Annotated in this window: 11 protein-coding genes; 7 read left to right on the plus strand and 4 right to left on the minus strand. The window is 73.2% G+C overall.

All coding sequences use genetic code 11. From position 1 onward, the window contains the following. Positions 1-217 precede the first annotated feature (217 nt). The 5 genes from ACVUH9_RS03740 (at position 218) to gcvPB (ending at position 6,508) form a co-directional block, all read left to right on the plus strand. Complete coding sequence (locus ACVUH9_RS03740) at positions 218-1,849, plus strand: AMP-binding protein (RefSeq protein WP_475754078.1); 1,632 nt, start codon at positions 218-220, stop codon at positions 1,847-1,849. A 96-nt stretch (positions 1,850-1,945) separates the two neighbouring features. Further along, positions 1,946-2,986, plus strand: a complete 1,041-nt coding sequence (gene gcvT / locus ACVUH9_RS03745; RefSeq protein ID WP_475755070.1) for a glycine cleavage system aminomethyltransferase GcvT — start codon at positions 1,946-1,948, stop codon at positions 2,984-2,986. 52 nt (positions 2,987-3,038) lie between these two features. After that, on the plus strand, positions 3,039-3,431 hold the full coding sequence (gene gcvH / locus ACVUH9_RS03750) for a glycine cleavage system protein GcvH (protein WP_475754080.1): 393 nt from the start codon (positions 3,039-3,041) through the stop codon (positions 3,429-3,431). 72 nt (positions 3,432-3,503) lie between these two features. Beyond that, a complete protein-coding gene (gcvPA, locus tag ACVUH9_RS03755; RefSeq protein ID WP_475754082.1) occupies positions 3,504-4,925 on the plus strand; it encodes an aminomethyl-transferring glycine dehydrogenase subunit GcvPA in 1,422 nt (473 codons plus the stop codon). After that, the gene (gene gcvPB, locus ACVUH9_RS03760; RefSeq protein WP_475754083.1) at positions 4,922-6,508 is read left to right on the plus strand and encodes an aminomethyl-transferring glycine dehydrogenase subunit GcvPB; all 1,587 of its coding nucleotides are present in this window, start codon (positions 4,922-4,924) and stop codon (positions 6,506-6,508) included. The genes gcvPA and gcvPB overlap by 4 nt, the downstream gene beginning before the upstream one ends. Before the next feature lie 27 nt (positions 6,509-6,535). Here the strand turns inward: gcvPB and ACVUH9_RS03765 are convergent, their stop codons facing one another. The 3 genes from ACVUH9_RS03765 to ACVUH9_RS03775 all read right to left on the minus strand — a co-directional run bounded on the left by ACVUH9_RS03765 (position 6,536) and on the right by ACVUH9_RS03775 (position 9,487). Beyond that, entirely contained in the window at positions 6,536-7,519 is a 984-nt protein-coding gene (locus ACVUH9_RS03765; protein WP_475754085.1) for an MBL fold metallo-hydrolase, read from the minus strand. A 103-nt stretch (positions 7,520-7,622) separates the two neighbouring features. Beyond that, positions 7,623-8,663, minus strand: a complete 1,041-nt coding sequence (locus ACVUH9_RS03770; RefSeq protein WP_475754087.1) for an RNA polymerase subunit sigma-70 — start codon at positions 8,661-8,663, stop codon at positions 7,623-7,625. A 2-nt stretch (positions 8,664-8,665) separates the two neighbouring features. Further along, positions 8,666-9,487 (minus strand): alpha/beta fold hydrolase, encoded by an 822-nt coding sequence (locus tag ACVUH9_RS03775; protein ID WP_475754089.1) that lies wholly within the window; start codon positions 9,485-9,487, stop codon positions 8,666-8,668. Positions 9,488-9,682: 195 nt separating this feature from the next. On the opposite strand from ACVUH9_RS03775, the gene ACVUH9_RS03780 reads away from it, so the two are divergent. Continuing rightward, positions 9,683-10,330, plus strand: a complete 648-nt coding sequence (locus ACVUH9_RS03780) for a helix-turn-helix domain-containing protein (protein WP_475754091.1) — start codon at positions 9,683-9,685, stop codon at positions 10,328-10,330. A gap of 85 nt (positions 10,331-10,415) precedes the next feature. Further along, entirely contained in the window at positions 10,416-11,396 is a 981-nt protein-coding gene (locus ACVUH9_RS03785) for an NAD(P)/FAD-dependent oxidoreductase (protein ID WP_475754093.1), read from the plus strand. Positions 11,397-11,452: 56 nt separating this feature from the next. On the opposite strand, the gene ACVUH9_RS03790 is transcribed toward ACVUH9_RS03785, so the two are convergent. After that, positions 11,453-12,718 carry an RNA polymerase sigma factor gene (locus ACVUH9_RS03790; protein ID WP_475754094.1) on the minus strand — a complete coding sequence of 422 codons (1,266 nt, stop codon included), beginning with the start codon at positions 12,716-12,718 and terminating at the stop codon, positions 11,453-11,455. Positions 12,719-12,728 lie beyond the last annotated feature (10 nt).

The following is a 12,728-nucleotide window of genomic DNA, read 5'->3' on the forward strand; positions in this document are numbered from 1 at the left end:
CGGGCGGTTCGGCTCGGCAGCCGCGTGACCGGCGGGAGCCGTTCGTGCGCTGGGTCGACCTCGCCGACGGCGAGGTGCGGCAGGTCATCGAGCTGGACAGCGTCGGCTCGGCCACCAACCGGATCGGGAAGGCCCCGCCAGAGTCACGACCAAAGTCGTGATTCGCTGGTTGGGGCGGAGGGCGCGGGCTAGGGTCGTCTCCAAGGAGGAGAGGACCATGGAGCTGTCCCATGTACGCGGAGGCCACGAGCCGCCGTTGCTCGAAGAGACCATCGGCCGGGCGCTGGCCCGGACCGCCGCCACGCTCGGCGACCGCGAAGCACTGGTCGCGTGCGAGCAGGGGGTGCGGTTGACCTACGCCCAGCTGCTGGAGCGGGTCGACGAGGTCGCGCGCGGTCTGCTCGCCGCCGGGATCGAGCCGGGAGACCGGGTCGGGATCTGGTCGCCGAACCGCAGCGAGTGGACGCTCGTCCAGTACGCGACCGCGCGGATCGGGGCGATCCTGGTCACGATCAACCCGGCCTACCGCGCCTCCGAGCTGCGCTACGCGCTCCAGCAGTCCGGCTGCCGGATGCTGATCGCGGCACCGGCGTTCAAGAGCTCGGACTACCGCGCGATCGTCGCCGAGGTCCGCGACGAGCTGCCCCGGCTGGAGCGGATCGTCTGGCTCGACGACAGCTCGTGGGTGGAGCTGCTCGACGGTGGGCGCGACGTCGACGCCGCAACGGTCCCCGAGGTCGAGCTGGGCCTGGCCCCCGACGACCCGATCAACATCCAGTACACCAGCGGGACGACCGGCTTCCCGAAGGGCGCGACGCTCAGCCACCGCAACATCCTCAACAACGGGATGCTGGTCGGGCACGGCTGCCGCTACGACGAGCACGACCGGATCTGCGTGCCGGTGCCTTTCTACCACTGCTTCGGCATGGTGATGGGCAACCTCGCCGCGCTCGCCCACGGGGCCTGCATCGTGATCCCGGGCCAGGCGTTCGAGCCGGCGGCGACCCTGCGCGCGGTCGCGGCCGAGCGCTGCACCTCGCTCTACGGGGTCCCGACGATGTTCATCGCGATGCTCGCCGACCCGTCGTTCGGGGACCACGACCTCTCGTCGCTGCGGACCGGGATCATGGCCGGCTCGCCCTGCCCGGCGCAGGTGATGCGACGGGTGATCGACGAGATGCACATGGGCGAGGTGACCATCTGTTACGGGATGACGGAGACCTCGCCGGTCTCGGCCCAGACGGCGCCCGACGACCCGCTCGAGCAGCGGACGACGACGGTCGGCCGGGTCCATCCGCACCTCGAGGTCCAGATCATCGACCCCGGCACGGGGGAGACGGTCCCACGGGGCGAGACCGGCGAGTACTGCACCCGCGGCTACAGCGTGATGCGCGGATACTGGCCGCTCGACGACCCGGAGAAGACGGCCGAGGCGATCGACGCCGACGGCTGGATGCACACCGGTGACCTCGCGACGCTCGACGACGACGGGTACCTCCGGATCGTCGGGCGCAGCAAGGACATGATCATCCGCGGCGGCGAGAACGTCTACCCGCGCGAGATCGAGGAGTTCCTCTACACCCACGTCGACGTCGCCGACGTCCAGGTGATCGGGATCCCCGACGAGCGCTTCGGCGAGGAGATCATGGCCTGGATCGTGCCGCGGGCGGGCGCGACGGTCGACGAGGACGGGATCCGCGCGTTCTGCCGCGGCAGCATCGCCCACTACAAGGTGCCCCGCTACGTGCGGGTCGTCGAGGCCTTCCCGATGACGGTCACCGGCAAGGTCCAGAAGTTCCGGATGCGCGAGCAGGCGATCGAGGAGCTGGGGCTGAGCGGGGACGGTTGAGCGGGAGGCCGTTGCTAGGCTGGCCCCGTGACGACGGCGAGTGCTCTGCGGCGAACCGCTCTCTACGAGAGGCACGTGGCCGCCGGAGCGCGGCTGGTGCCCTTCGCTGGCTGGGAGATGCCCGTCCAATACGTCGGCGTCAAGGAGGAGCACCTCGCGGTCCGCTCCGCCTGCGGCGTCTTCGACGTCTCGCACATGGGCGAGATCCGGACGGTCGGCCCGCAGGCGCAGGAGTTCCTCCAGCGGATCCTGTCGAACGACGTGACCAAACTGGCGGTCGGTGGATCGCAGTACGCGCTGCTCTGCCGCGAGGACGGTGGCGTGCTCGACGATCTCTTCACCTACCGGCTCGGCGAGCAGTCGTACCTGACGGTCACCAACGCGGCCAACCACGAGAAGGACCTGGCCTGGTTCCGCGAGCAGGCCGTGGGCTTCGACGTGACCGTGGTCGACGCCTTCGACGAGTACGCGATGCTCGCCGTCCAGGGCCCTCAGGCCCGTACGGTCGCCGAGCGGGTCCTGCGGCACGAGCTGCCGGCGGCGTTCCGCACGGCGACGATCACGCTCGACGTCGGCGGCGAGGACGTCGAGCTGCTGGTCGCCGGGACCGGCTACACCGGCGAGGACGGCGTCGAGCTGCTGCTGCCGCCGGCCGTCGCTCCGGCGATCTGGGACTCGCTGCTCTCGGCCGGCGCGCTGCCCGCCGGACTCGGGGCGCGCGACACGCTGCGGCTCGAGGCCTGCTTCCACCTCTACGGCAACGACCTCTCCGAGGATCGCGACCCGATCGGCGCCGGCCTCGGCTGGTGCTGCAAGGAGGACACCGGCTTCATCGGGGCCGAGGCGATCCGCGCGGTTCGCGAGCTCGACCCGAAGAACCCGCACCACCCGGACGGGCTCAAGCTCGTACCGTTCCGCTTCACCGAGCGCGGGATCCCGCGTCCCGGCAACGAGATCGTCGGCGGGGGCGTCGTCACGAGCGGTACCTTCTCGCCCTCGCTCGAGATCGGGATCGGCCTGGCCTACGTGCCGTTCGAGCAGGCCACGCCGGGAACCCCGATCGAGGTCGACGTCCGCGGGCGGGTCCGCCCCGCCGAGGTCGCCACCAAGCCCTTGTACTCCCGGCCGCAGCAGTAGCCGCGCCCGGAACCCCAGCACCACCCCGACCGACGACGGACCAGGAGAAACCATGGCCGAGGCTTCCTACCCCGAGGACCTGAAGTACCACAGCGAGCACGACTGGGCGCGGATCGACGCAGACGGCACGCACGCCGTCTTCGGCATCACGTGGTTCGCCCAAGACGCGCTCGGTGAGGTCGTCTTCGTCGATCCCCCGGCGGTCGGCGCGACCGTGACGAAGGACGAGTCGTACGCCGAGATCGAGTCGGTCAAGGCCGTCTCGGACGTGATCGCCCCGCTCTCGGGCGAGGTCGTCGAGGTCAACGGGGAGCTCGAGGGCACCCCCGAGGCCATCAACGAGTCGTCGTACGATGGTGGTTGGCTCGTCAAGGTGAAGCTGTCGGATCCGAGCGAGATCGACAGCCTGCTGGACCGCGACGCGTACGTCGCCTCGCTGGCCTAGCCGCCCTGGGGCGCGTCCTCGGGACGCGCCCGCCGCAGTTTCTCGCCCATCTCCCCCGAAGGGGCCTCTACCGTGACCCGTTACACGACCGCCACCGACGTCGATCGCGAGGCGATGCTTGCCGCGGTCGGCGTCGGCTCGATCAACGAGCTGCTCGCCGAGCAGATCCCGCAGGCGCTGCTGCTCGACCGACCGCTCGATCTGCCCGACGGCCTGTCGGAGCAGGAGGTCTACACCCACCTCAGCGGGCTCGCGGCGAAGAACACGTCCGCCGAGGACGAGGTCACCTTTCTCGGGGCGGGGATGTACGACCACTACGTCCCGGCGATCATCGACATGCTGCTCGGGCGGTCGGAGTTCCTGACCCCCTACACGCCGTACCAGCCCGAGGTCTCCCAGGGCGGGCTGCAGACGATGTTCGAGTACCAGACCGCGATCTCGGAGCTGACGGCGCTGCCGGTCTCCAACGCGTCGGTCTACGAGGGCCCGAGCGCGGTCGCCGCGGCGGCCTACCTCGCCAAGCTCGCCAACGGCAAGCGGCGGATCGTCGTCTCCGCGGGCGCCCATCCGCACACGATCCAGACGCTCGAGACGCTGGCCGTCGGCTACGGCAGCGAGATCATCGTCGTCCCGCTGAAGGACGGCGCCACCGACCTCGACGCGTGGAGCGCCGCGATCGACGGCGAGACCTCGGCCGCGATCCTCCAGCAGCCGAACTTCCTCGGCGCGGTCGAGGACGTGGCGGCGCTGGCCGCTGCGGCCAAGGCCGACACGGCCGGGGGCGACAAGGTCGTCGTCGTCGGTGCCTACGACCCGATCACGCTCGGCGTGCTGGCGCCCCCCGGCGAGACCGGCGTCGACGTGGCCGTCGGCGAGGGCCAGACGCTCGGCAACCGGCTCGACTTCGGTGGTCCGTCGTTCGGCTTCTTCGCGGCACGCGAGGCGTTCCTGCGGCGGATGCCCGGCCGGATCGCGGGGGAGACCGTCGACGTCGACGGTCGCCGCGGCTTCGTCCTCACGCTCCAGACCCGCGAGCAGCACATCCGTCGCGAGAAGGCGACGTCGAACATCTGCACCTCGCAGGCGCTGAACGCGCTCGCCGGGGTCGTCTACCTCGGCTGGCTCGGCCGCGAGGGTCTGCCGGAGCTGGCGGAGCTGCTGGTCCAGCGGACCCACTACGCCCGCACGACGCTGGCCGCGGTCGAGGGCGTCGAGCTGCTGCACGACCAGCCGGTCGTGCGCGAGTTCGCGCTGCGGCTGCCCGGCATCGACGTCGAGCGGGTCGTGGCCTACTGCCAGGACCAGGGCGTCAACCCGGGCCTCGCGCTGACGCGGACCCACGGCGGCGTCTTCGACGACGGCCTGCTGGTGGCGATCACCGAGCAGCGCACGAAGGACCAGATCGACGAGCTCGCGATGCTGCTGCGGGACGCGGTCGCCGCCCAGCGCGCCACCCTCGATTCCGCCGCCCGCCCCACGGGAGTCCACGCATGAGCACCGTTCAGAACGAGGCGATCCTGCCGGCCGCCGGTGGCTCCGACCCGCGTCCGCTGGCTGCGCCGACGACCTCGGTCAACCCGATCCAGCGCGACCACGCGACGACGATCTTCGAGAAGGGCTCGCCCGGCCGCCGCGCCTTCGTCGCGCCCGCGAGCGGCGTCCCCGAGGTCGCGCTCGACGAGATCCTGCCCGCGCGGTTCCGCCGCCAGGATCCCGCCGCGCTGCCGCAGGTCACCGAGCCGGAGCTGGTCCGACACTACGTGCGGCTCTCGCGCCGCAACTTCGACCTCGACACGGGCTTCTACCCGCTCGGGTCGTGCACGATGAAGTACAACCCGCGGCTGCACGAGCGGGTCGGGGCGCTGCCGGGTCACGCGCGCCTGCACCCGTTCCAGACCGCCGATCACGCCCAGGGCGCGCTCGAGGTCATGTACGGCCTGGAGCGCCAGCTGGCCGAGGTCTCGGGCCTGCCGCACGTCTGCCTCCAGCCGTCGGCCGGATCCCACGGCGAGCTGGCCGGCGTGCTGCTCGCCCGGGCCTACCACGAGTCCCGCGGTGAGACGCGGACCAAGGTCCTGACGCCGGACACCGCCCACGGGACGAACCCGGCGACGGTCACGATGGCGGGCCTGGAGGTCGTGAAGGTCGCGACCAACGCCGACGGCGGCGTCGACATCGACGACCTGCGGGCGAAGGCCGACGACCAGGTCGCGCTGATCATGCTGACCAACCCCAACACGCTGGGGATCTTCGACCCGAACATCGAGGAGATCGCCTCGATCGTCCACGGGGTCGGCGGCGTCCTGTACTACGACGGCGCGAACCTCAACGCGATCATGGGGATCACCCGCCCGGGCGACATGGGCTTCGACATCGTGCACTTCAACCTGCACAAGTCGTTCACCCAGCCGCACGGCGGCGGCGGTCCGGGCTCCGGCCCGATCGCGGTCTCGGACCGGATCGCGCCGTTCGTGCCGGTCCCGGTGATCCGCGAGGACGAGGACGGCAGCTTCTCGCTGCTGGACGCGCCGGAGGACGGTCCGGGCTCGCGCTCGATCGGCAAGCTCCGGGGCTTCCAGGGCAACTACGGCGTCTTCGTCCGCTGCTACTCGTACATCAAGAGCCTCGGCGGCAGCGGTCTCCGCGACGCCTCCGAGACCGCCGTGCTGAACGCCAACTACCTGCTGGCGAAGCTCGAGGAGCTGGGCGTGCGGGAGCAGCTGCCGCTCGCGTTCGGCAAGCGCTGCATGCACGAGTTCGTGATCTCGGGCGGGCCGATGAAGCGCGAGCTGGGGATCAAGACGCTCGACCTCGCCAAGCGGCTGCTCGACCACGGCTTCCACCCGCCGACGGTCTACTTCCCGCTGCTGGTCGAGGAGGCGCTCCTGATCGAGCCCGTCGAGACCGAGGCCCGCGAGACCCTCGACGCCTTCGCCGAGGCGCTGGCCGAGATCCTGCGCGAGGCGAAGGAGGATCCGACGATCGCTCAGAACGCGCCCTACTCGACGCCGGTCCGCCGGCTCGACGAGGCCCGCGCGGCGAAGCAGCCCGTCATCCGCCAGCCGCGGACGGCCTAGCGGCGAGCCCGTCGCCGCTCCGGGAGGTCAGGCCCGGGGCGGCGGCCACGCCGCCGGATCCCCGGGCCCGATCCGCAGCGGCCCGGGCGGCTCGTGCTCGATCGCGGGCACGACCCGCTCGCCGTCGAGGCTGAGCACCCCGCGTTCGACGAACGCCGCGACCAGCGCCTGGATCAGCGCCGAGCGCTCGTGGCCGGTCGCGGTCGCGACCTCGGCGAGCCAGCCGGTCGTGGCGAACGAGGTCGCCGGATCGTCCGGATGGACGGGCTCGACCACCGCGCCGGAGACGACGACCCGGCGGACGAAGTGCCAGACCGCCTGCTCGGGGTCGTCGCGCCAGCGGGCGTAGCGGGCGAGGTTCCGCTCGACGGCGGCCGGGACGTCGGTCACGGGCGAACCGTGGCCGGGCACGACGATCCGCGGTTCGAGTGCGGCGAGCCGCTCGACGGCGGCGATCGTCCGCTCCAACGCGCCCTCGTGCCAGGGGCCGCCGGTCGGGACCCAGGCGACGTCGTCGGCCTGGAGCAGGTCGCCGGAGACGAGGATCCGCTCCTCCGGCTGCCAGAGCGCGATGTGTCCTGGCGTCTGCGACGGCACGTGGACGACCACGAAGCCGGGGCCGGCCTCGATCGCGTCGCCGTCGGCCAACGGTCGGTCGACCGTGTACGGGCCGACCTCGAGCCCCAGCCAGCGGCTGTCGCAAGCGCGCGGATCGCGGGCGTTGACCAACGCGGCCTCGATCTCGTGGGCGGCGACCGGGACCCCGTGCTCGGCCTGGAGCCAGGCGCAGCCGCCGACGTGGTCGGCGTGGAAGTGGGTGCAGACGATCGTGCCCAGCGTCTCGGGCGCGACGCCGTTCTCGCGGAGGAACCGCGCGGTCCGGGCGGTGCCCGGCGTGGTTCCGGTCCCGGCGTCGATCAGGACCGGAGGGCGCCCGTCGTAGGCACCGACCAGGACCACGTTGGCGGCCGGAACCGGACGCAGATCGACCGTCAGCCAGTCCGGGAGCACCCGTCCAGCCTACGGCTCGCGGCGCCGACGACGACCGCTCGGGCGGACGCCGGACCGGAGCGACCGCGCCACCGCGAGCGCGATGCCCGGATCGGGACCTGGTTCAGGCCGCCAGCGTCAGCTCGAGCCCGAACGCCGCGAGGACGTCGGGCTCGAACGTGGTGACCTCGACGACCTGCCCGCCCTCGATCCGCAGCACGTCGAGGTTGACCGCCCGGTAGTCGCTGTCACCCGCGCGGCGGACGTAGCTGGCGACGGCGGGCTGGCCGTTGGCGCGGGTCTCGACCAGCCGCCAGTCGCCCCAGCGCTCGGGGCCGACGAGCACCTGGCCCCACATCTCGAGGATCGCCTCGCGGCCCTCGAACCAGTGCGGGTTCGGGGGCATCGTGTGGCGGACGTCCTCGCGCAACAGCGTGGCCAGCGCGGTCATGTCGCCCTGCTCCGAGGCGGCGACGTAGCGTGCGACGGCGGCGCGGTCCTCGTCGGTCGCCTCGGCGGCGGTGCGTCCTGTGCGGTCGGCCGGCAGGTGCTGGCCGAGGGTGCCGCGTGCCCGCTGGAGCGCGCTCTTGACGGCCGGGACGCTGAGATCGAGCAGATCGCCAGTCTCCGCCGCCGACCAGCCGAGCACGTCGCGCAGGAGCAACACGGCCCGCTGCCGCGGCGGCAGGTGCTGGACGGCGATCAGGAACGCGAGCTCGACCGTCTCCTTGGCGACCACCGCGGCGTCGGGCTCGGCCTCGGCGGGCGCGGTCGGCTCGAGCAGCCTGTCGGGGCACGGCCGGAGCCACGGCACCGAGGCGGGCGCCACGGCGGGGGACGGCCCCGCGGTCGGCGTCACGTACGGCTGGGGACGGCGCGGGTGCTTGTCGAGGTGGTCGAGGCAGGCGTTGGTGGCGATCCGGTACAGCCAGGCGCGGAAGCTGGAGCGCCCCTCGAAGCTCTCGCGGCGGCGCCAGGCCCGCAGCAACGTCTCCTGGACGAGGTCCTCCGCCTCGTCGAGCGACGCCAGCATCCGGTAGCAGTGGGCCCGCAGCTCGCGCCGGTGGCGTTCGGCGAGCGCCGCGAAGGCGGCCGGGTCGCGCACGCCGGCGGCGGGGTGGACGGCGCCCCGCGGGCCGTCCGGCCGGGCCTCGGGAGCGCGCACGCTCAGCTCCCGAACGCGACGCTGATCGCGGCGGCGACCACGTCGGGGGCCGCCATCACCGCCGAGTGGTCCTGGCCCGGAAGCTGCTGGTGCCGGGCGTTCGGCAGGCCGGCGACGAGCTGCTCGGCGGCGCGGCCCACGAACGGCTCGCTGGCCCCGCCGGTGAGCACCAGCACGGGAGTCGCCGCGGCGGCCCAGCGCTCGGTCGCCAGCGGCCGGCCCGACTGGCTGTCGCCCATGATCGCGGCGTCGTAGGCGAGGGTCGGGGCGAGCGCCTCCATCGCCGCCCACGACGGGTCCTCGCGCATCCCGTCGAGGTAGGCGGCGGGGATCCCGAGCGCGGCGGTCATGAACAGCTCGACCGCATCGCCCGCGCGACCGCTCGAGGCCAGCTCGGTGACCCGGGTGCCGTAGTCGGCCGGGACCGGGGCGCGACCGTCGTCGACGATGAACGGCGGCTCGTAGAGGACGACCCCGCCGACCTTGCCGGGCAGGCTCGCTGCCGCCTCGAGCGCCAGGACCGCGCCGGAGGAGACGCCGAAGAGCCGGGCGGACCCGCCGTTGGCGTCGATCAGGGCCTCGAGGTCCTCGACCTCGCGCGGGACGGCGTAGGGCGCGGTGTCGCCGCTCTGGCCGCGACCGCGGCGGTCGTAGTTGACGACGGTGAAGCGCTTCGCGAGCAGTGCGGCCAGCGGGCCGGCGTCCGAGCGGTCGGCCAGCGCGGGCGCGACGAGCACGACGACCGGACCGCTGCCGGCCGCGTCGAAGTCGATCCGGGTGCCGTCGGCGGAGACGACGGCGGCGTTGGTGGTGACTGCGCTCATGGGAGACCTCTCAGGGGATGGCTGGTCGAACTGCCTGTTGAGACGACAGCCGCACCGAAAAGGAATCGGTCCGGTTCCGACCCGGGGCTCCTCCGCGGTCCGATTCAACCATCCGCCCGCGATCGGCCGCACGCCCGGCGGTCGCCGTGCGACTCGTCTGGCGCGCCGGCATCGAGCCTGGCACGCTGTCGTGTCATGGCGGCAAGCGAGCAGGTGGATCGGGCCGGCGACGACGTCCAGGCCCGGGTCAGTGGGCGCCTGCGGGCGCTGCGGCAGGAGCGCGGGCTGACGCTGGCCGCGGTCGCGACGGCGGCGGGGATGGACGCCTCGACCCTCAGCCGGCTGGAGTCCGGCGCCCGTCGGCTGACGCTCGACCACCTGCCGTCGCTGGCGCGCGCGCTCGGCGTCAGCGCCGACGACCTGCTCGGGGCGCCGCCGGTCGAGGACCCGCGCGTGCGCTCGGCGCCGACGACCCGCGACGGCATGACCTTCTGGCCGCTCAACCAGCATCCCCAGGGGAGCGGCCACCACGCCTTCAAGATCCGGCTGCCCGCCGACCGGCGCGAGCCGATGCCGCGGACCCACGGTGGACGCGACTGGCTGTACGTCCTGGTCGGCCGCGTGCGGCTGGTGCTGGGCGACGAGGACTACGTGCTCCAACCGGGGGACGCGGTCGAGTTCAGCACCTGGACCCCGCACTGGATCGGCGTGGTCGACGAGCCCGCCGAGCTGATCGGGATCTTCGGCCCCGACGGGGAGCGGGTGCACGTGCTGCCGGTCGAGTCGGGAGAGGGCGCGGTCGCCGACTCCGGTCCCGGCCACGGACAGGACCCGCCGGACTGAGCCGGGCTGGGGCGGCCCGCCCGTCGCGTTGCCAGTTTGGCAAGCGCACTTGCCGAATCTGGGCGGGGGCGGCATCGTCGTAGGCATGACGACGACGGAGCGGACGGAACAGCGGTCCTACGACGCGGTGGTGATCGGCGGCGGTGCGGCCGGACTCAGCGGGGCGCTGACGCTGGCGCGGGCGCGGCGCTCGGTGCTGGTGATCGACGGTGGCCAGCCGCGCAACGCGCCGGCCACCGGTGTCCACGGCTTCCTGACCCGCGACGGCATGACCCCGGCCGCGCTGATCGAGGCGGGCCAGGCCGAGGTCCGCGACTACGGCGGTGAGATCCGCCCGGGCCAGGTCACGTCGGCCGTTCGCGGCGACGACGGCTTCGTGGTGACGCTCGACGACGGCCGCACGGTCGCCGCGCGCCGGCTGCTGATCGCGACCGGGCTGACCGACGAGCTGCCGGAGATCCCGGGCGTTCGCGAGCACTGGGGCCGCGACGTCCTGCACTGCCCGTACTGCCACGGCTGGGAGGTCCAGGACCGGGCGATCGGTGTGGTCGGGGTCGGGGCGCACGCGGTCTTCCAGGCCCTCCACTTCCGCCAGTGGACCGCCGATCTGACGCTCTTCCTGCACGATGTGCCGCCGTTGACCGAGGAGCAGGCCGAGCAGCTGGCGGCTCGCGGGATCACCGTGGTCGACGACCGGGTCGCCGCGCTCGAGACCGTCGACGACCGTCTTCGCGGCGTGCGGCTGCCCGGTGGCGAGCTGGTCGAGCGACAGGCGCTGGTCGTGATGCCGCGGTTCGTGGCACGGACCGACGGCCTCGCGGGGCTCGGCCTGACGACCGTCGTCCATCCGATGGGGATCGGGGAGCACGTCGAGACCGACCCGACCGGGCTCAGCAACGTCCCCGGCGTCTGGGTCGCGGGCAACGCTGGCAACCTGATGGCGCAGGTCGTCGGGGCCGCCGACGCCGGCGTCCGCGCCGGGGCGGCAATCAACCACGACCTCGTGACCGAGGACACCGAGCGGGCGGTCGCTGCCCGTCGGGCGCAGGAGGGCGCGGCTGCCTAGGGTCCCGGCGCGCGTGCCGTGAGCCGGCGTCGACGGGCGCGCCGGGGCGCGGTCGGCTACGTCGAGTCGGCCACGCGGCGGGGATCGCGCGCCGCCTCGGCTCGCTCCCGCAGCAGCTCGCGCTCCCGCTGGGTCGGGGCCAGATCGGCGGCCCGGTCGAGTGCGGCGGCGGCCTCGAGCGGCCGCTCGAGCCGCAGCAGCAGGTCGCCCTGGACGGCCCCGAGCAGGTGGTAGCGGGCCAGCCGCGGATCGTCGCGGACGGCGTCGAGCGCGTCGAGCGCCGCCTGGGGGCCGTCCGCGTGCAGCACCGCGACCGCACGGTTCAGCTCGACCACGGGCGAGGGCGCGATCTGGGCGAGTGCGTCGTAGAGCGCGACGATGCCCTCCCAGTCGGTCTCGGCGAAGCGCGGCGCGCGAGCGTGACAGGCGGCGATCGCGGCCTGCACGGTGTAGGGCCCGAGCGGTCGGCGCAGGCGCGTGGCCTGGTCGAGCGCGGCCAGCCCGTGGTGGACGAGCGTCCGGTCCCAGCGCCGCCGGTCCTGATCCGCGAGCAGGATCGGCTCGCCGTCGGGACCGGTCCGGGCGGCGAACCGCGAGGCCTGCAGCTCCATCAGGGCGACGAGGCCGTGGACCTCCGGCTCACGGGGCAGCAGTCCGGTGAGCACCCGTCCCAGCCGCATCGCCTCGCCGGCCAGGTCGCGGCGGATCCAGCGCTCCTCCGAGGTCGAGGCGTAGCCCTCGTTGAAGACGAGGTAGACGACCTCCAGGACCGCGGCCAGCCGCGCCGGCAGCTCGTCCTCCTGCGGCCGCTCGAACGGCACCTGGGCCTCGGCGAGCGTGCGCTTCGCGCGCGAGATCCGCTGGCCGAGCGTCGCCGACGGGACGAGGAACGCCCGCGCGATCTCGTCGGTCGAGAGGCCACCGAGCAGCCGCAGCGTCAGGGCGACGCGCGACTCCCGCGGCAGGACCGGGTGGCAGGTGACGAAGATCAGCGCCAGCAGGTCGTCGTCGACGGCGGCGACGCTCGCGGCCGACCCGTCCGGGACGTCGGCCGCCAACGCCGCGAGCTGCCCGTACTTGTCGTCCCGGGAGCGCTCGCGCCGGATCAGGTCGATCGCCTTGTGCTTGGCGGTCGTCATCAGCCACGCGCCGGGGTTCGGCGGCACGCCCTGACGCGGCCACTGCTCGAGCGCAAGCACGAACGCGTCCTGAGCCAGCTCCTCCGCGAGCCCGACGTCGCGGACGAGCCGGGTCAGCGAGGCGATCAGGCGGGCCGACTCGATCCGCCAGATCGCCTCGACGGTGCGCCGCTCGTCGGGCATCGGTGACTCC

Source organism: Patulibacter ginsengiterrae, from assembly GCF_056269115.1.